This window comes from Clostridium sp. DSM 17811 (genome assembly GCF_018861905.1).
In the GTDB taxonomy this organism is placed as follows: Bacteria; Bacillota; Clostridia; order Clostridiales; family Clostridiaceae; genus Clostridium_AD; species Clostridium_AD frigoriphilum.
Genome location: NZ_JAHLDU010000047.1, coordinates 1 through 18,141 on the forward strand (window position 1 = coordinate 1; position 18,141 = coordinate 18,141).

The following is an 18,141-nucleotide window of genomic DNA, read 5'->3' on the forward strand; positions in this document are numbered from 1 at the left end:
TAATAAAGAAGTATCTTAGTCAAATAAGATACTTCTTTCTATTTTATTTAAGTAAAAATTAAATTAATATGATTAGCACTCGTCTGCCACCGTTTTTAGCGGTTTAGTTCTCTTCTACTGTTGCGACACAAAACATTTATTTAATTATACTATTATTACAGTTACTTAACGAGTGAAATATTTACATTTATGGGGTTTTAATTTTCTTAACGTACGAAATATCATTTTTGCTTATGCTACCCCAATTGATCTTCTTTATTATAATGATTTTCACTTATATAAGCTAATAAGATCCTTCACAAATATTTCTCCATTTGTAAAATTAATTTTATTGTTGCTTAAAAGTCCATCCAATGATTGAATTGTTTTTTCGATCATTGAAATTTTCCATATTTTACTTAAATCTGTTTTAAAACTAATATAAACTTCATTTTTTAACGGTTCAAATACTATTGAACACAAAGTATTCTCCTGACTAGTTTTTCTTAAAACTTCAAAAGCTTCATTTATACCAAAGCTATGAATATTATTATCAATATATTCATGAGCACAAATATATCTATCAGCACCACAACCATATACTTTATCATAATTTGTTTCCTTGAAATTCCCATTTGGAAAATTAGTCATAATAATAAAATCATTATTAATCCGACTTATTATATTTGTATCAATTCCTTCTTCCAGAATATATGCATTACCAGTTTTATCTGCAATAATAGTATGTAGTCCAAGATCCGGGAATAATGGATTTCTAGGAAACACGATTACTCTGTTATTAAGAATTTCAAAAAATTCAGATGCTTTTTTTGATTTCTTTAGCGCTTCATCAAAAATATCAAAAGCAAACCAATCATTTTCGTTACCACTTGGTTTAAAACCTGGACTATATTCTACTGCCTGAGTACAGATAAAAAGACCGTCGCTATTAACACCAGCGATGTCCCTGTATATGTTATCTAATAAGCCTGAAATGTAAAATATATTTTTATCATTATAACAAAAGACTTTCAGTTTTAAATCAATTTCATCAGTATCAAAATTCATACCATAAATAGTTTTTTCTTGACCGTATACTGCAAAACTTGTACACATTTTAGAACCCTCCTTTTAATTTATAATTTTGTCATATAATATGCTTAGAGTATTTAGAGAATCATTTAGCTATTTAATAATTCCATATAATAAAAGTCCATCAAATACCTTACCGAGAAAATCCGGGCATGGATGAGCAGTCACCCTTTGCATGGCCTTTCGCCTAACTAGTGAATTCACGACACTGGTCGCAATTACCACCGTCGATAGCATAGAAATTAGAATTTCAAATATAATCCTCCAATTCTATATATAAAATAAATTATTTTTTGCTGACATTTATACTCCACTTATTGCTTCACAACTTTCTTAAGCGTCTATTTAAATGATATCACTGGATACATCAATGTATCAACCTACAACATTTTTCAGAAACAAAAATGCGCCATCCAGCTTTTGCTTTATGGCGCATTTTACTATTTATTTTCTTTTTTTATTTTCAAAACAATTTTCTGTATACTTTTTGAAGATAAATAATACATTTCCGAAAGAATTTTTACAGAAACACCCTCTTCGTATATCTTATAAATATCTGCATTTCTCGCAGAAGTTTCCTTTTTACTTTTAGTAGTTTCTCCCCAAAGTTTTCTGTTACATTCCTTTTTGGGTATATAAATGTATTCACCCTCAACATATTTCTGAATTAAATCCAATACTTCTTCTGGCAACACATCTGTTGCTTTAACATAGCTCATTAGTATGCTCCTCCTAAATACAATTTGGTTTTAGGATTGAGCAAAGGTTATTTCATATTATAATCATTAATTATTAATATTTATGCAATAGCCTCTGCTACGCATAGATAACATATCCGGTCATAAAGTTACCCCCCTTTTAATAATCTGTACATTTTACAATATGTTTAATATACCACATTTTTCATAAATTAAATATATTTACAATTATTTTTAGAGAGCCTAATAGCCTCAATCTGAAAGTAACACAATTGGTATTGTGTTACTTTCGGAATATCAATACACACTACATATAGCTCCCAATATCAATATAGGGAGAGACTAGTGACAACATATATTCCTAACCCGAACTAATCTATTTGTTTCATGTTGGAGTCTAAGTGTATTTTACCAATAACCTTTATCTTTACCGTAATGAAATTTATAGTTGGTATTTAAAATTTTATTTGCCAGTTGCTTATTCTTTATTCCTTTTATCATAACAGAATCATTCGTTTTTTCTTTGCCAAGAGCATCAATAAAATATGCATCTCTCTGAAGGAATGTATGTCCTAATAACTGATATAATTTATAGGCACTATGTTTTCTATTAACACATAAACATGCAACATCACAACTTATTTCATATAGTTTTTCAATAGCTTTTTCTGACAACACTTTTCCATATCCATTTCCTCTGTATTTAGGTAATATTGCCAATTCCCCCAAGCCAGCTAAAATATACTCTTCCCCATCATATTCTGATTCTCTTTTATGTATGCTGACACAACCAACTACTTTATCATTGTCAAACATAAGAAATTTCCCAAGACTAACATCAACGAAATCCAGTTCGCAGTTTTCATCAGGAACATCTGCAAAACATATTTCATATATTTCATCTATTTCTTTATCTTCTTTTACACTGATATTTTCGGTATGCAAAAATTTTATTTCCATAATACCCCTCCAATTTAAAATTCTAATATATACAATTTATTACTTAATATTTAACAAATCCGAATTAACTTATATGTTTAATTATACTATATATAGCATATATTCCATATGAAAATTTTACAGTTCTAATCAATTAAAAACATACAACATAATGAAAATTATATTGTATGCTTTTATATTATTTATTGGTTCATCAGGTAACCTTAACAGTTTGAAAATAATAGCTATAAGAGGTAAAATGTAGGTATTAAGTTAGTATAATTGAAATATCATGGATTATCATAGTAAATTAATATAGTGTTTTGCCACTTCAAACCCAGTATTCCCAACAAAGTATAAGTTCTCACTTATACTAAGATAATATAGGGACAAAGAAGTGCTAATAACCTCAATATATTTATATGATTGAAAAATCGCACGAAAAGCATAAAAAATCGCAAGCGAACGCAAAATATTTGCTTTTTATTATGGCTAAATAACTTATATGCTAAATTTTCTTTGTCCCTCTTCCATTGTTAAAATCAGAATACATATTAAGAGCATAGGTTAAAATGATGTTATTAGTAGATTACTTGATACCTTATTTATTAAAGATTTTTTAAAGGTCACTATTAGGTTTGTAATAGTGACCTTTTTCATTTTTATATCTAAATTCTATATTCACTTTTAGAATTTCTTAAATTTATTTTTTAACATTAACGTAGTTAATTTTTTACACGCATGACGTTTTTATTTTTATAAATTTTTTCAAAATTTCGCTCACATCATGATAGTGATATATAAGTGCGCCATTCTAATGGATAGGAACTTACCTTCTCTTGAATTTATTAGACTAAACAATATACCATATTAAAATAATGGACACCTTGTCAGACAAAAAATTCTGACCATTTCCATTGCTTTAATATGGCTTTTTTATTTTGCTTTAGGTTTAAAGTGTTCATATAGATCTTCGTCCATCTGTAAATTGCAAAGATGACGCCTAGTACTTATATACATAATTTTATCATCTATAAAATTATATATATCAATAAAATCATAGTAAATGTTATTAACTTCTTCTCGTTGGGTTGTTACAGTTAATTGTGACGAAATAGAATAAAAATATATAATAACTCAATTACAAATTTTAAGTAATTGAGTTATTTTAAAGAATATTACCTACAATTCTATTTATATCCGAAATATTATTAATTGAATATTTCACTTCACCTATTTGCCCAAAACCATATTCAGCATAAATAAATGGTATGTCGGCATAATTAGCTCCTTCCAAGTCACCAATTGTATCTCCAACATAAACAGATTTTATTAGTTTATTTCTTTCAATAATAATTTTTATATTTGCTCCCTTACTTTTTCCTGTTCTTCCTGACATCTCAATATCCTTAAAATAATTCCATAATTTATGATAATCAAGAAAAGCTTGTACATATCCGTCTTGACAATTGCTTACAATATAAAGAGAATAATTTTGTGCTAATAGTTTTAATGTATCATCCAACTTAGGATATAAAATTCCACCATGTTTACGTAGATATATTTGCTCCTCATTACAGCATTCTTTAAGTATTTTTACACTCTTTTCCAAGTCCATTCCAGGAAACATAATCTCTGCTATAATATCAATTGTTTTTCCCATAAAACCCCTCATATCCTCTATTGTTACATGTTTATTAAGTTCACTATGTCGGCTTAAAGCACTATTCCAAGCGGGTACTACCTGTGTTGAAGCATCCCATAAGGTGCCATCTAAATCAAAAATAATTCCTTTTTTATTCATTATTTTATTGCTCCCTCTTAATTGATTTATGTATAAATTAATTTAATTAGACTTTTTTACGAGTTCCAGTATTTGTTTTGGGTTTTCTAAAATATAATTTGCATCAATTCCTATTGATGATTTAGCGCCCCATAGTGCTAATGCAAAATCTATATTAGCGCCTAATGCACAATCTAAATCATATCTTGTGTCACCAATATATATAGTTTCTAATTTATCTACTTTTGACAATTCTATAAATTTTAAAAGTGGCTCTGGATTAGGTTTATGTTTTTCTGTATCATCGGCACAAACTACTAATTTAAAATAATTGCTTAATCCAAAAGGAACAAAATCATTTAAGAACTCTTCTTTAGTTTTTGAAGTAACTATACCTATTGAAACTCCCATTTCATTCAATTCAACTAAACTTTCCTTAATATCATCAAATATTTTCACATGATGAAAGTATTCTTTTAAATATATATTCCATTTTTCACTACACTCTAAAATATTAGTTATTCCAAGTTTATTTAACGCTACTTCTCCTGGAATACCTAAGGCAAATCTCAATTCTTCGAAACTATAATTTTTATTAATTTCTTCAGACACTAGTTTTTGAAGTGATGAAAGAACTGCAATTTCGGTATCTAAAAGTGTACCATCAACATCAAATACAATACATTTATACATTATTAACCTTCCTCTCTATACTTTAAATAAAAGTTGTAACTAAACATTTTGTCTACAACTTAACAATCCTTACATCTGAATTCATAATTTCAGTAGTTAAATAAGTTATACCCTGTAAATAATCTTTAGCGCCATTTTCTGATAGCATAATTTTAGAAATTATATTATTAGCTGCGTAAATATTACAAGCTTCTTTTATCTCATCTATAAGATTTGTTCTTAAAATACTTCCTCCCATTACAATAAAAGCTGGATTTATAATGCAATTTAAAATATTTATAACCTGTGAAACAATTTCTACATATTTTTTATCATCAGGATTATTACTTAAAAGATATTCTAAATTCCCCTGCTTACTTATAGGCATAAACCCTAATTCTCCTGCAAAGTTATTTTCTCCACGTATAAGTTGTCCATTAGATATTATTCCTGCTCCTACGCCATCTTCAGTAAAATTAATATATACAACATTTATCGACTTTATATCTAAATTATCTATCTCTTTTATATAATTCAAACTAAAACCAATAGCCATAGCATTTAGATCATTTTCAAGTACAACAGGGATATTATATTTTTTTTCAATATATTCTCCAATATTGATTTTTTTCCAATTATTTAGATGTTTACCTGAAAAATAATTACCTCTATCAACCACCCCTGAAACTCCTATTCCTATAATTTTAATGGTATATTTTTTAATAATTTCATCTATAAACTTTGTTAAAGTTTTCTGATATTCAGTTTTTTTAAATTTTATAGTTTTACTTTCAATAATATCTCCTAGCGCATCAGAAAGAGCATAATTAATGCTATTATCCTTAACATAAAAAGATAAAGAAAGATTGTTATTCAAATTAAGAGCGTATCTTTCAGCTCGTCTTCCTCCACTAGATTCATCCAGTCCTAGATTAACTATCTCTTTATCTAAAATTAATTTACTAAGCAATGTTCTCACTGTAGTTGCACTTATACCTGTATCTTCAACTATTTCAGCATTTGTTGCAGATCCCTTCTCTTTTATGACTTGTTTAATTAACCCGTTATTTACCTTCTTCATAATCTGTGGTTTTCCTGATAAATTAATCATACATTCACTTCCCAATTTAAAACTTATAACAGATACTTTTAAAAGTATCTGTTATAAGTTTACCATTTCCATTCTATAAATACAAATCAAAATACGAAAAATATATTTACAATAATAAAAAATGAGTAATAGCCTCAAAGTGAATGTAACTCAATTGGTATTGTGTTACTTTCACTTTATTAATATAATCTAAATATATTAAACCCCACATCGTTAGATATGAGGTTATCTGAGACGGAGTATATGAATATTGTGACACAGCTTATAGATACTAATAGTCTTGTAATCACCGTTCAATAATAGGTAGAAACGCTGACATATCGTTATAAAAACATAACTCTGGTGACTTTAGTTCAATATATGAAATGTCCTTAAGTAATCTTTCATTAATCGCTCGTATTATTCCATTTATCAGCAAATTTTCTTCATCATCAAGTTCTTCTAATTTATATGCAAACGATATATGATATTTATATTCATCATGATTTGGCTTTCTAACACCTGTCTTTTCAGATGTAATATCACGAAAATCTTTTAACGATTCGTAATCTTCAGATGTATATGGCTCTAGCGAAATAACTATAACTGAAGCTACTTTGCAACCTGTTATCCTCATTTTTATTATCTCAGGTTTTTCAATATTGTTCCATACTTTAGTAATAAAATTGTCAACTTCATTCATAGGGGTCTCTAGATGTAAGTATTTTGACCAAATCTCAGGTATCCTAGCTTGATCATTCACAAGTTCAAATACTGTCATATGTAAGCTGTTTTGCGGTAAAAACGAAAATTTGTTTGCAAAAGGTAGTTCCATAAAGTATTGTTGACACTCATTTAGTATATTACTCTCAAAAGTATTGATTTTTACTTTGCTAATAACTGTTAATCCTGGGAATTTTCTAAAACTACCATCTTCATTAAATTTTTTTCCAACATGAAATGTATAATTCTTCATCATAGCTTAAGTTTCCTCCCTCACCATTATTCATGTATCATAGATTTGCGATATATGATACTTATAAGCAGTTTCCGTATCTATTTTTCATATTCCAAAGTAATAATGTTCTCTGGATAATTTGGTATATTTCTTAACCTCTCCTTAAAGAAGGTTGGAAAAATCGTATATTGACTTAAATTTTCAATGGGTAGCCAACTCATATTTTCTCTAACTCCTTGTGTAAAACTGTTTGAATTCAATTCTTTAGTACCCTTTGGCTTCATCAGATAATAGAGTGCTACTTCATGACAAGGTACTCCTAATGCCACAGTGTCATCCATAAAGAAATTTTCATGGATGAACGCAAGGCGATCTATTTCGTAAACCATTCCTGTCTCTTCTAAAACTTCTCTTTTTACAGCAGCTTTAGCTGTTTCATGTAGATGGACTCCTCCACCAACTGAATAATAATAGGATGCCAACTCATTACTTGCCATTAACACACAGCCATCTTCAATAATGATTGCTGCTGCACGATAACGAAACCATTCTTTATCATTTTTAAATCCACAATCCATATCTTTAGCCTCCCAAAATTAATGTATTTAACCTTCGCCCTAAAATATTTGTTTAATTATACCATAAATTCTAAAATGAAGTATATTTATGAAGATTAAAGAATGCCTCCTAGATTCAATTTGAATATAACTTAATTATGTTACATTCAGAGCATCAATATGTTAAAAACCCATATCGTAATAATCGATATGGTTTAATTGTAATCATCTTAATAATAGACTATAGATTAATTATTATGTTTACTTATTTACTTTTTCAGATTTTCAAAAAACTCTCCCAGACTTAACCCTAATTTATCTTTAATCTCCTCACTTAATTCATTTTTGATTTCATCAATTGCTTCTATATATATTTCCTTATCGATTTCCGTATATCTTTTGTAATCCTCATTTAATATTTCTAAATATAAATAAAAAGTTTTTTCAGGTACTCCAATATTAAACATATCATAATATTTAATTAAATCTTCGGTAAAATTCTTTTCGTCTTCTCCAGTTTCATTTATTAATTTTATCATTGAAATAATATTTTGTTTATATTTTTCTCTCGTTGCCATATCTCCTCTTAAAAGATTTATCATATCATTTTGACGCTTTTCATTTAAAAATTGAATTTTATCATTACCTATACTGCTTATACCTTTAGCTAATTCATCATTATCATCTAATTCATCCAACTCATCCAAAACCTCTACAAGCTTTAACCATGCTTCTTTCTTTTCATTATTGTCTATAGTAATGTTTAAAAAAGGTTTAAAACAACTCACAAAAATCTCGCCGAAATTGCCAGGGAAAATTCTAATCAATGCGTTTGACACAAGCTCCTCTTTTTCAGCTAAGGAAAGCTCTAATGTCTCTCTTAGTCTTATGACTTGTTCACCAATACTATAGTAATCCTTGGTCTCTTTATTAATAAGATTGCTAATAATAAGTTTAGTCTTTTCTAAATTGTTTATAGTTTCAGTAACTTTTATTAGAGTATCTTTCATAATGTCCTGTAGCCCTTTATCACCCTTTACTAAACTCTTTATTTCACATATTGGTATATCTATAATTCTTAATGCACCAATCAAATTAAGTTTTACAATATCATTATCTGTATATTCTCTATAATTATTATCATTATTTTTTATAGGACTAATCAATCCCTCATTTTCATAATATTTTATAGCTCGCTTTGTCAATCCGGTTTTTTCAGATATAACTTTGATATTCATTAATAGCACCTCCGTAAACTTAAAAGTTAGCTAACCTTTAAATTTAGTATAACGGTGTCCGTAGGGTACAAGTCAATGCTTTTTGCATTATAAATGAAAGTTATATTTCACATAATTCATGAATTGGACTTTTGAGATAATCTTTTAAAGAATCATTGTTATTTCGATATTATTTCCATTCCGTCTTCAGTTACAAGAATTGTATGCTCCCATTGTGCTGAAAGTGATCCATCGGCAGTAAATGCTGTCCATCCATTATCCTCATCTATAAATATTTCATGACTTCCACCATTTATCATTAGTTCAATCGTAAATACCATTCCCGGCGCCAAAATCATATCTGTTCCTTTAGTTCCAAAATGAAAAACAAATGGCTCCTCATGAATATCTAGTCCAACCCCATGCCCTCCAAAATCCCTAACTACTGAGTATCCATTACTTTCTGCATGTTCTTGCACCGCTGCGCCTATGTCACCTAAAAAACTCCAAGGTTTTACTGCTTCTATTCCTTTATATAAACATTCCTTAGTTATTTCTACTATCTTTCTAGCTTCATCACTTACTTGTCCAATCATAAACATTCTTGACGCATCTGAATAATATCCATTAAGTATGGTAGTTGCATCAACATTTATAATATCACCATTTTTAAGTACTATATCTTCACTTGGTATTCCATGACACACTTCATCATTAATTGATGTACAAATACTTTTGAATATACACTACTTTTGTGCATGATTTTTCATTTTATAATACATTCATATTATTGCTATATTTAAACATAAAAATATATTTTTTATATGCCATGTAAAACTGACTTTACATTTACAACTTTTAAATATATAATTGTATGTAAAGGTAGTTTTACATTAGAAGAGGTGTTCAAATGAAAAATCATATAAAAGAATTAAGAGAAGGAAGAAATCTAACACAAGAGGATTTGGCAAAATCATTGGGAACCTCAAGACAGACAATAATATCTTTGGAGAAGGGAAAATATAACCCTTCAATTATGCTAGCTTATAAATTATCAAAAGTATTTAATAAAAAAATCGAAGAAGTATTTATATTTGAGGAGGAATAAAAAAATGGAAAAACAGAAGTCATGTGATTCAATAATTGTAGGTGCTATAGTATGGTCATTTTGTGGGATAGGAATAGGGGTTTTTGATCTTATTACTAAGAGACATGCTGCTCTTATATGGTTAGCATTAGGTGGCTTGTCTTTAATCTATCTTATTTATTTATTAAGGAAAACAAGAAATAATACAAATGAACGGTGTGAGGATGAAAGAAAAGCGTTTATCAGTCAAAAGTCTCAAGGTATTAGTTTTACAATACTTTATAGCCTTATTATCATATTAGAATTTTTTATTGGTACAGGGAAAATTAAAATGACTTCTGATTCAGTACTTATAACACTTATGATTAGCGGATTAATAATACAATTCCTCAGTTATTTAGTTTACAAATTTAAATACTAAAAACTGAAATTAAATAATAAAAACTCCCCATAACAATTTAGATTTTTATATCTGTGTATCTCTTATTTCAATTTCAGTACCTTCTGGTGCCTTAATTTTAAATAAATATCCGCCCTCAACTTTATATACTTCTTCTCCATTTTTAATCTTAAAATTGGTATAGCCTAATTTTTTTATCCTATCAAACTCTTCTTGAACATTATCCACTAAAAAACATATATGAACTATTCCTTGATCTGATGAACTCCAATTCTTTAATTTATCGCCCTTTTTACCCGTCTGTAATTCAATCATAAATGTTCCCAGTCTTAACCAGGTATTAAAATCTCGTTTATGGAAATCTGCTGTTTCTGTAACTAATTCAAATTCTAAAACCTTAGTGTAAAATTGAAATGATTCTTCATATTTTTCTGTTTGAATACAGACATGGTGCATCATTTTTATGCTCATAAAATCCTCCTTAGATAATGAAATATTACGCCGTAGTAGATTACGGTTGCGACACAAAACATTTATTTAATTATACTATTATTACAGTTACTTAACGAGTGAAATATTTACATTTATGGGGTTTTAATTTTCTTAACGTACGAAACATCATTTTTGCGTATGCTACCCCATATATAAGTGATTATTTTAAGAATTATATGCTTAATTAATGATTTTTCATCTAAAATCAGGGATTTTAATAATTATATAATTTTATTTAATTTCCATGTTTTCAAACTTTTTAGTTCCAATCATTACCATTATTCCTGCAAAAATTAAGCAGTAAAAAATGTAAATAGCTTTAGGAATTACCCCTTCTATGCCTCCACTTGAAAGATCCATTGGAATTTTTTGAAGAGCCCATGGCCATAAATATCTTATGCCCCTTATAGCTCCTATAAAGAATCCACCTAGTGAGCATATTGATGCTATCATTATAGGCTTTGTAAATTCCTCATATTTTAATGAAAGATGAATCTGTATTGCAATAAGTGGAAGTATTCCAACCCATCCAAGGATTAATAATTCAAGCATTTTACTTATTGGAAATGAACCTGTTATTCCAAAGAGTTTTCCAAAAATAAAATATGATATTCCAAACACAGCTTGAAGGAACAATACCATTAGTGCCGATATTATAACCTTTGACTTATATAGTGACTTTCTTGATACAGGTGTTGATAAAATTATCTTTAAATTGCCATTTGCATATTCAACCCTGAATATTATGGCGCAGTATACACTTGCTATTATTGGAAGCATAATAGGTGCATAAAACGTTCCAACCTGAGACCATGCCTTAAGCCAGTCACCTGTATTTACATCTTTAAATACGGCATAATTAGTCTTAAAACTAAACAATCCTAATAGAATTGGTATAAATGTTATTATTATTGAAATTGGTATAACCTTTTGTCTTTTGAGCTTAAGTAGCTCACACTTAACTAAACCATACACAATATCCCACTCCTTTTAAAAATTTTCTTTGTTATTATAAAGATGTAGTGATATAAAAAACATAACAGCTGCAACAGCTATGCTCACAAAACTAAATAACATGCTGTCCTGATTCATAATAGTAATTGCTTTACGTCCCTCTTGAAATATTGTCATAGGCGCTGTTAAGAATGGATATGTCCATATAAGAACTTTGTGAAAAGGCATATATATACCAAATACTCCAAGAAAACATCCAACAACACCGCCTGATATGGAAATACTCTGATTCTTTATCATTGAAGAAAGGCCAAACTGCAGTACTATTACTGGAAGATACCCGATTAAAGGCAGTGCACACTGCTTAAATATAAGAGGATAATCAACACCTTCTGCTCCAACATGTGTCCCAAGAACTATAATCCCAAAGAATTCCACAACTGCTGAAAAAGCAATAAGCACCATCACACATATAAACTTGCCTGCAAAAAGCTTGTTTTTATCACTAACTGCTGTAAACATAAGCTTCCACATATCAGCTTTATACTCAACATCTACAAGTTTGGAGATTACGATTGTGAAAATTATAATCATAATCATAAAATTATAGCCACTGAAGTTATATAAAACATCCATCCATATCTGTTTTCCTGTATTTCTTCCTTGAATAATGTAACCGATAAAAAATGATGCAAGTTCGCCCATCAATATAAGAAAAAAAAGTTTTTTCCTTTTAATTTTCATAAATTCAGCTTTAATAATATCTTTCATTTATAAACTGTGCTCCTTTCTTGTAAGATTAAGGAAAATGTCCTCAAGAGAAGTTTTCTCCTCCTCAATTCTGTAAACCTTAATTCCCTTAAACACAATATTGTCAATTATCTTACCTAGTATGCTGTCATTAAAGTAATTCATTTCAACACACCCTTCATTTATCTTTCCGGCAACTCCGTTTTCATTTAATATATTGATCGTACTTTGAATATTATCTGTACGAAGGACAATCTTTTGCTCACCTTTGCTTCTTAAATCCTCAATAGTTCCCTGATATACAAGGCTTCCTTTTGTGATTACTCCAACATTAGTTGCCATCTGGTCAATCTCTGAGAGAAGATGGCTTGAAATTAATACTGTACTTCCAAAAGTCTTTGGAATGTCCTTTATAAGCTCTCTTATTTCATGAATACCTGAAGGGTCAAGACCATTAGTAGGTTCATCTAGGATAAGAAGCTTTGGATTTCTAAGAAGAGCCATAGCTATTCCAAGTCTCTGTCTCATTCCAAGAGAAAATTCCTTAACAAGCTTATTCTTAACATCATCTAATCTTACAGTCTTCAAAACTTTATCAATATTGTCATAAGGTGAATCAGTAAGAGTCCTCATGATTTTTAAGTTTTCATAAGCCGTAAGATGAGGATAGCTTGCAGCATTCTCAATAAGTGCACCCACATTCTTTAATATCTTGGATCTGTTTTCACTGCTTTGCTTCATGCCAAATACATTTACGCTTCCCTTAGTAGGCTTGATAAGTCCAAGAATCATCCTTATAGTTGTTGTCTTTCCTGCACCATTTGGTCCCAGAAATCCGTAAACTTGTCCTTCTCCTATTGATATACTTAAATTGTTAACTACAGAACTTTCATTATATTTTTTGGTCAGATTATTTGTTTCTATTACAGCCATATATAATACCTCCTATTTCTATAATTATTTTTTCAATATTCATTTGTATTTTTTCTATTTTATTTTTCATGTGAATCCACCCCCTATTGATTTTTAATTTCTCATAAAATTCTCTAATGGAAGAAAACCTGTCGCCAAATTTGCATTTTTTATAATAATATCAAAAACCTATCTACAATATTAGTGAACTAGATTAATAGTACACTAATATTGTACTCGTGTCAACAAAGAAATTGCATTTATAGAAAATGTTACCTTGAATGTTCTTAAATTATTGACATGAACAGTCATTTTTTTGACATTATATGTTCCCTTGCTTGGATCTTTGGAAAAGAGAATAAAGATAGTTATAGATTTGTAAAATTTAGAAGTTAAACTAGTTAAATATTACTCCTAAAGAAATTGAAATAGTTAACGAGTTTAAGAAACGTTACCCTTCACTTGCGAACTTTTGGGTATTCCCGAAATCTTTAAATAATTGGAGAGGATTCGATGATGTAGATTGTGATGGAAAAAATCAGAACGATTATTTTGATATTTTTTTAAATTTAGAATGAGAATACTGTTCATTAATCAATACCTTGGTTATCTGAGACACTAAAGAATCCTATGTTTCATGATATTTCTCAAATCCTCCTATTTTATTTCTTATCTTTTTTTAGTTTCGGTTCGGGTAATTCTTCATACATAGCTACTACCATTTGTTTTAACAGCTCACTATTATCTATAATATCTACAGGCAACATTGGCTTTGCACCCTCATATGGACTTTCTAAAATGCTATCAGGCATATAATGTTTACTTGCTTCAGTAATTTTTACCATAAAGCCTGTTCCATAGATTCCACCAAATATTCTGCCTTTATAATAGAATATGTAACCCCCCATCATAGGTATAGATTTTATATATTCCAATCCTTTTAATTGTTCCATTATGTATAAAGCTAATTCTTTGTTTGCCATATTCTCCCCCCTTACAAATTTCGATTTATGGTGTTGTTGTAAATAATTCATATGTGATGCATTATTTTACAATTCCGACTAACGATATGTATCCTATAATACCATAATTATCATAAATCAAGTATGTTTACACTTCTTTTGAAATGTGTAATAGTCTCAAATTGAATGTAACACAATTAGTATTGATTTATATTTACAATATTAATATAAGTAACTAATCACTAAAATTATTGTTTTTTTCATATTTCACGATAAATTTACTAGTAGGTAAATAATAAAGCTTATATCTGCTTTTTTCTCTCCTTTCGAAATAATTTTAAAACTGTTCCTATCTTATAAATATAAAAAATTCCAAAAATTCCATCCTGATTTTAAAAATACATAATAGTTTTTATTATGTATTTTTCTACAATTTAGACTAATCATACCATAATTTTCATAAATTATTTTTAATTGTTTCATAAATAACTAATATTTCAACAATTAAAGCCCTTGTTCTCATCGCAAATTTAATAGGCTAAGACCTATAATTGATAACTATATATACTATTATAGTAATTATAGTCTGCTTTTTGTTGACTATATACAACATTAATACTATAATAAATTTATATGGAGGCGTATTATGGTAAAACGAAAAAAGTTATTTAATACAAAGATAAAAGTTCTTAGAGCTGAAAGAAATTTAACACAAGAAGACTTGGCTATAGATTTAGGAGTAAATAGAAGTACTATTTTAGAAATAGAACGAGGAACTTTTAATCCCTCTCTAAAACTGACTTTTTCTATAGCAAACTACTTTAATAAAAGCATTAATGAAGTTTTTGAGATTGTGGAGGAGGATAAATAATGAATAATTTAGGAACTGTATTATTGTATCAACATGTTGCATTTGCCACTATTATAGCAGCTTGTTTTTTTATGACATTGACTGTAGACGATGATGAATTACATCAATACGCAATGAATAAAGCAATCAGAGTTTCCGTTATAATAACAATATTGACTTTAATGGGGTATTCTCTTTATAAATTAGTTTCCGGTAGTGGTGTTATTAGTATTAATGTGATTTTCTTTGGTATAGAGGGTTTAAGCCTTTTAACATTATTATTGTATTATCTTGAATTAAAGGGATTTAGCGTTTCTTTCAAAAAAAATAAAAAAATCGGAGGATTTTTAACTACACTGTCAATAATTGTAAGTGTATTAACTACAATTAGTTTATTATTTGAATTCAAATTATTCGCTAACCCTACAGGAATTATTAGATATGATGTGTTAATATTATTGATAAATTTTCTTATTCTACCATTAGCCGTACCTTTTTTTCCTAATAGGAACAAAATACTTAGTCGAGATGATTATAAAAAAGAGAAAAAAGAGTTAAAGAAAATATCTAATGTTCTCACAGTAATATATGTAATATTCATGTTATTAGGAATAACATATATTATTTATAGACGTCTTAATTAGTTCATTAGAATAGTTAAATAATATTAATATATTAACCCACACATTAATTAGATGGTTGCTTGTTACAATATGGGTTACAGTTACAACGCATGCTTAAGAAAGTTGCAAATGAATAACTCAATAAGAGTTATTCATCCCTTCTACACTTCTTTCTACTACCGCCACCATGTCATCTTCAGCACCTAGACTGAAGTTAAAAATAATACCTTTTCCTCCACCAGCACCGATTGCAGAAATAAAAATATTACTCCCTTTACCTACTACAGTAAGGCTTAAACTTGCTCTATTGCCGTTTCTCATAAAATATTTATCATATACCCTAACTGCTATATTGGTGTCTCCATAAGTGTGGTCGCTTTCATCCACTAAATTCATAGTTATGCCACTGCTCCCAATATCGTTTTCCAACTGATGAAGTACTTCCTCAAATTGACCACTAATAGTCTTTTCATACTTTGCCATGCTACATCCTCCTTAATATTAGTCCGTTTTTTTTAACAGTAAATTACCAGCATTACGCAATCAATTAAAAATGTGTTATAAAATCTTTTATTGTATATTAATCGAAAATGTATCATCCATTCACTATTTTTGAATAATAAAGAATAAGTACGGTCTATTTATTTCCCTTGAGTATTGCTTCTAATGGCATCAACTATTATTGCTGTGCATATTACTACAGTTGCACAGAGCATTGATATAGCACTAACTACAAGACCTATCTCTGCAGTTCCTGAACCTAAAGCACTCCCAATCATTATGGATAGAAATTCAGCAACCCCAAAAACTATAACTCCTAATAGTAGATAACTAAAAAATTTCATTTTGTAATACCTCCTGTTGTTGCACCTTATGCGAAGATTATGAAGTAACTTTAAATACACCTATTACACACATTTTACTCATTTATCGTTTATCAATTTATTCCCTAAACTATTCAATTTCTCACAAGGTTCGTATTTGGTTTTATAGAACTTTCCATTAATTAAAATAAACGGATTATATGTTCCTACTTTTAAGGTACTACCATCTTTCATTGTTAAAGTAAATTGTACAAACTGCCCAACGATGTCCTTGCCAGAATCATTCCTCTGATAGGTAACAATAGTATTTAACATATCTGTAATTTCTTTAATCTGTTTATTCTCACGGATTAATACTGCTCTATTTGGTGGATTAGCAAGTACACTTATCGATGATATATCAGAGTAATTTAGATTTTTAAATGGTTTTTTTCCTAAAATTCCTTTAAAATATAACAACCATATAATTATTATAATTAATAATAAAAGTATTGTAATTTTCAGTATACTTTTCTTCAAAATTATTCCCCCCTTTAATTCGTCTTATTTAACAATGTTGAATATATCGTACTTTTACGATTGATGAAGACTTTTAGAAGAATATTACACATGGTTTAATAGAAATAATACTTATCTTCCATAGTGAATTAAAATTTTTTTTCCTTAATGGCTTTCGATATTTTTACTATCAACAATTTAAGTTTTCGTGATTGCTAGTGAGTATTTGCATTGCTAATAATATAATAGAAAATTTCTTGATATTACTTGATTTATAGTCGTTTTTGTTCCTGTTGTTGTGAATAAGAGAAATGTTGGCTCTACCCATTATAGCGTTCTTTTAACCTTTGAAGAAGCATAGATATATTTGGTTCATAAGCTTTCAGAGTAGTATTAACTTCTTTCCATGAAAAAACTCCATTACTTATATTTATTCTATATCAATCATGGAAGTTTACATAAACTATGAAACAGACTCACTTGCAAGTCTATAATAATTTCCAACTCTGCATTTGGATTTATACTTTTATATTTATATAAATAACTTTGATTCACTCAATTTTCTACTATTGAATCGAGCTCATCAGCTCAAAGAAATATTTTGCATCTTGAGTTTTATAAAGATTGTACCAAGAATCTAAGGTTTGTGGTGAAAACACCTCTAGAATTTTCAATATATGCAAAGTAAATTCTAGAGGAGCTATTCCAGAGGCAGTAATCAAACTTCTATCAGTTACTGCGTATTCTTGCTTATAATATTTTTCTCCTGCATAGCTTGGACAGACCATTTTAAGATATCCCAGG

General features: G+C 28.7%; 22 protein-coding genes and 2 pseudogenes. 4 read left to right on the top strand and 20 right to left on the bottom strand.

Translation table 11 applies throughout. The features are described 5' to 3' along the window. Positions 1-270: 270 nt before the first annotated feature. The 11 genes and pseudogenes from KPL44_RS23795 to map form a co-directional block, all read right to left on the bottom strand. The gene (locus KPL44_RS23795) at positions 271-1,095 is read right to left on the bottom strand and encodes a choloylglycine hydrolase (protein WP_216255678.1); all 825 of its coding nucleotides are present in this window, start codon (positions 1,093-1,095) and stop codon (positions 271-273) included. A gap of 69 nt (positions 1,096-1,164) precedes the next feature. Further along, positions 1,165-1,308: a hypothetical protein gene (locus KPL44_RS23800; protein WP_216255679.1), complete on the bottom strand. Its 144-nt coding sequence runs from the start codon at positions 1,306-1,308 to the stop codon at positions 1,165-1,167. Positions 1,309-1,511: 203 nt separating this feature from the next. Continuing rightward, on the bottom strand, positions 1,512-1,790 hold the full coding sequence (locus KPL44_RS23805) for a CD3324 family protein (RefSeq protein WP_216255681.1): 279 nt from the start codon (positions 1,788-1,790) through the stop codon (positions 1,512-1,514). Positions 1,791-2,177: 387 nt separating this feature from the next. Next, the gene (locus tag KPL44_RS23810) at positions 2,178-2,729 is read right to left on the bottom strand and encodes a GNAT family N-acetyltransferase (RefSeq protein WP_216255683.1); all 552 of its coding nucleotides are present in this window, start codon (positions 2,727-2,729) and stop codon (positions 2,178-2,180) included. Positions 2,730-3,876: 1,147 nt separating this feature from the next. Further along, positions 3,877-4,512: an HAD family hydrolase gene (locus KPL44_RS23815; protein WP_216255684.1), complete on the bottom strand. Its 636-nt coding sequence runs from the start codon at positions 4,510-4,512 to the stop codon at positions 3,877-3,879. A gap of 42 nt (positions 4,513-4,554) precedes the next feature. Next, the gene (locus KPL44_RS23820) at positions 4,555-5,184 is read right to left on the bottom strand and encodes an HAD family hydrolase (protein ID WP_216255687.1); all 630 of its coding nucleotides are present in this window, start codon (positions 5,182-5,184) and stop codon (positions 4,555-4,557) included. A gap of 52 nt (positions 5,185-5,236) precedes the next feature. Next, a complete protein-coding gene (locus KPL44_RS23825; RefSeq protein ID WP_216255689.1) occupies positions 5,237-6,274 on the bottom strand; it encodes an ROK family protein in 1,038 nt (345 codons plus the stop codon). A gap of 286 nt (positions 6,275-6,560) precedes the next feature. Then, positions 6,561-7,232 (bottom strand): DUF1868 domain-containing protein, encoded by a 672-nt coding sequence (locus tag KPL44_RS23830; RefSeq protein WP_216255691.1) that lies wholly within the window; start codon positions 7,230-7,232, stop codon positions 6,561-6,563. A 77-nt stretch (positions 7,233-7,309) separates the two neighbouring features. Beyond that, complete coding sequence (locus KPL44_RS23835) at positions 7,310-7,789, bottom strand: NUDIX hydrolase (protein WP_216255693.1); 480 nt, start codon at positions 7,787-7,789, stop codon at positions 7,310-7,312. Positions 7,790-8,037: 248 nt separating this feature from the next. Continuing rightward, complete coding sequence (locus tag KPL44_RS23840) at positions 8,038-9,006, bottom strand: MerR family transcriptional regulator (RefSeq protein ID WP_216255695.1); 969 nt, start codon at positions 9,004-9,006, stop codon at positions 8,038-8,040. Positions 9,007-9,164: 158 nt separating this feature from the next. Further along, positions 9,165-9,722, bottom strand: a pseudogene (gene map / locus KPL44_RS23845) (type I methionyl aminopeptidase); the annotation flags it as partial. Positions 9,723-9,895: 173 nt separating this feature from the next. Here map and KPL44_RS23850 point away from each other — a divergent pair. Then, complete coding sequence (locus KPL44_RS23850) at positions 9,896-10,093, top strand: helix-turn-helix transcriptional regulator (protein ID WP_171297326.1); 198 nt, start codon at positions 9,896-9,898, stop codon at positions 10,091-10,093. A gap of 4 nt (positions 10,094-10,097) precedes the next feature. Continuing rightward, positions 10,098-10,493, top strand: a complete 396-nt coding sequence (locus tag KPL44_RS23855; RefSeq protein ID WP_216255697.1) for a DUF2178 domain-containing protein — start codon at positions 10,098-10,100, stop codon at positions 10,491-10,493. 45 nt (positions 10,494-10,538) lie between these two features. On the opposite strand, the gene KPL44_RS23860 is transcribed toward KPL44_RS23855, so the two are convergent. The 5 genes from KPL44_RS23860 to KPL44_RS23880 all read right to left on the bottom strand — a co-directional run bounded on the left by KPL44_RS23860 (position 10,539) and on the right by KPL44_RS23880 (position 14,563). Then, positions 10,539-10,943, bottom strand: a complete 405-nt coding sequence (locus KPL44_RS23860; protein ID WP_216255699.1) for a VOC family protein — start codon at positions 10,941-10,943, stop codon at positions 10,539-10,541. A gap of 252 nt (positions 10,944-11,195) precedes the next feature. Further along, complete coding sequence (locus KPL44_RS23865; RefSeq protein ID WP_216255701.1) at positions 11,196-11,939, bottom strand: ABC transporter permease; 744 nt, start codon at positions 11,937-11,939, stop codon at positions 11,196-11,198. A 15-nt stretch (positions 11,940-11,954) separates the two neighbouring features. After that, positions 11,955-12,689, bottom strand: coding sequence for an ABC transporter permease (locus KPL44_RS23870; protein WP_216255704.1), 735 nt, complete (start codon positions 12,687-12,689; stop codon positions 11,955-11,957). Continuing rightward, the gene (locus KPL44_RS23875) at positions 12,690-13,601 is read right to left on the bottom strand and encodes an ABC transporter ATP-binding protein (protein ID WP_216255706.1); all 912 of its coding nucleotides are present in this window, start codon (positions 13,599-13,601) and stop codon (positions 12,690-12,692) included. A gap of 641 nt (positions 13,602-14,242) precedes the next feature. After that, positions 14,243-14,563, bottom strand: a complete 321-nt coding sequence (locus tag KPL44_RS23880) for a TfoX/Sxy family protein (protein WP_216255708.1) — start codon at positions 14,561-14,563, stop codon at positions 14,243-14,245. 625 nt (positions 14,564-15,188) lie between these two features. On the opposite strand from KPL44_RS23880, the gene KPL44_RS23885 reads away from it, so the two are divergent. Both KPL44_RS23885 and KPL44_RS23890 read left to right on the top strand, forming a co-directional pair. Next, complete coding sequence (locus KPL44_RS23885; protein ID WP_071612342.1) at positions 15,189-15,413, top strand: helix-turn-helix transcriptional regulator; 225 nt, start codon at positions 15,189-15,191, stop codon at positions 15,411-15,413. Next, positions 15,413-16,036, top strand: coding sequence for a hypothetical protein (locus tag KPL44_RS23890; RefSeq protein ID WP_216255710.1), 624 nt, complete (start codon positions 15,413-15,415; stop codon positions 16,034-16,036). Before KPL44_RS23885 ends, KPL44_RS23890 begins: the two co-directional genes overlap by 1 nt. A gap of 117 nt (positions 16,037-16,153) precedes the next feature. Here KPL44_RS23890 and KPL44_RS23895 read toward each other — a convergent pair whose 3' ends face one another. From KPL44_RS23895 to KPL44_RS23910, 4 genes and pseudogenes are all read right to left on the bottom strand, one after another. Then, the gene (locus tag KPL44_RS23895; protein WP_216255712.1) at positions 16,154-16,498 is read right to left on the bottom strand and encodes a DUF6054 family protein; all 345 of its coding nucleotides are present in this window, start codon (positions 16,496-16,498) and stop codon (positions 16,154-16,156) included. Positions 16,499-16,656: 158 nt separating this feature from the next. Continuing rightward, positions 16,657-16,860, bottom strand: coding sequence for a hypothetical protein (locus KPL44_RS23900; protein ID WP_216126204.1), 204 nt, complete (start codon positions 16,858-16,860; stop codon positions 16,657-16,659). A gap of 78 nt (positions 16,861-16,938) precedes the next feature. Continuing rightward, positions 16,939-17,358 carry a hypothetical protein gene (locus KPL44_RS23905; protein WP_216255714.1) on the bottom strand — a complete coding sequence of 140 codons (420 nt, stop codon included), beginning with the start codon at positions 17,356-17,358 and terminating at the stop codon, positions 16,939-16,941. Positions 17,359-17,903: 545 nt separating this feature from the next. Continuing rightward, positions 17,904-18,141: pseudogene (locus KPL44_RS23910) on the bottom strand (glutamine amidotransferase); the annotation flags it as partial.

What these genes read in the sequence shown, in the direction of transcription:
- KPL44_RS23880 (WP_216255708.1), bottom strand. Translation starts at nt 14,563, where the DNA reads ATGGCAAACAAAGAATTAGCTTTATACATAATGGAACAATTAAAAGGA.
- KPL44_RS23885 (WP_071612342.1), top strand. Translation starts at nt 15,189, where the DNA reads ATGGTAAAACGAAAAAAGTTATTTAATACAAAGATAAAAGTTCTTAGA.
- KPL44_RS23825 (WP_216255689.1), bottom strand. Translation starts at nt 6,274, where the DNA reads ATGATTAATTTATCAGGAAAACCACAGATTATGAAGAAGGTAAATAAC.
- KPL44_RS23870 (WP_216255704.1), bottom strand. Translation starts at nt 12,689, where the DNA reads ATGAAAGATATTATTAAAGCTGAATTTATGAAAATTAAAAGGAAAAAA.
- KPL44_RS23850 (WP_171297326.1), top strand. Translation starts at nt 9,896, where the DNA reads ATGAAAAATCATATAAAAGAATTAAGAGAAGGAAGAAATCTAACACAA.
- KPL44_RS23830 (WP_216255691.1), bottom strand. Translation starts at nt 7,232, where the DNA reads ATGATGAAGAATTATACATTTCATGTTGGAAAAAAATTTAATGAAGAT.
- KPL44_RS23795 (WP_216255678.1), bottom strand. Translation starts at nt 1,095, where the DNA reads ATGTGTACAAGTTTTGCAGTATACGGTCAAGAAAAAACTATTTATGGT.
- KPL44_RS23805 (WP_216255681.1), bottom strand. Translation starts at nt 1,790, where the DNA reads ATGAGCTATGTTAAAGCAACAGATGTGTTGCCAGAAGAAGTATTGGAT.
- KPL44_RS23820 (WP_216255687.1), bottom strand. Translation starts at nt 5,184, where the DNA reads ATGTATAAATGTATTGTATTTGATGTTGATGGTACACTTTTAGATACC.
- KPL44_RS23860 (WP_216255699.1), bottom strand. Translation starts at nt 10,943, where the DNA reads ATGAGCATAAAAATGATGCACCATGTCTGTATTCAAACAGAAAAATAT.
- KPL44_RS23855 (WP_216255697.1), top strand. Translation starts at nt 10,098, where the DNA reads ATGGAAAAACAGAAGTCATGTGATTCAATAATTGTAGGTGCTATAGTA.
- KPL44_RS23890 (WP_216255710.1), top strand. Translation starts at nt 15,413, where the DNA reads ATGAATAATTTAGGAACTGTATTATTGTATCAACATGTTGCATTTGCC.
- KPL44_RS23810 (WP_216255683.1), bottom strand. Translation starts at nt 2,729, where the DNA reads ATGGAAATAAAATTTTTGCATACCGAAAATATCAGTGTAAAAGAAGAT.
- KPL44_RS23800 (WP_216255679.1), bottom strand. Translation starts at nt 1,308, where the DNA reads ATGCTATCGACGGTGGTAATTGCGACCAGTGTCGTGAATTCACTAGTT.
- KPL44_RS23875 (WP_216255706.1), bottom strand. Translation starts at nt 13,601, where the DNA reads ATGGCTGTAATAGAAACAAATAATCTGACCAAAAAATATAATGAAAGT.
- KPL44_RS23895 (WP_216255712.1), bottom strand. Translation starts at nt 16,498, where the DNA reads ATGGCAAAGTATGAAAAGACTATTAGTGGTCAATTTGAGGAAGTACTT.
- KPL44_RS23840 (WP_216255695.1), bottom strand. Translation starts at nt 9,006, where the DNA reads ATGAATATCAAAGTTATATCTGAAAAAACCGGATTGACAAAGCGAGCT.
- KPL44_RS23815 (WP_216255684.1), bottom strand. Translation starts at nt 4,512, where the DNA reads ATGAATAAAAAAGGAATTATTTTTGATTTAGATGGCACCTTATGGGAT.
- KPL44_RS23835 (WP_216255693.1), bottom strand. Translation starts at nt 7,789, where the DNA reads ATGGATTGTGGATTTAAAAATGATAAAGAATGGTTTCGTTATCGTGCA.
- KPL44_RS23900 (WP_216126204.1), bottom strand. Translation starts at nt 16,860, where the DNA reads ATGAAATTTTTTAGTTATCTACTATTAGGAGTTATAGTTTTTGGGGTT.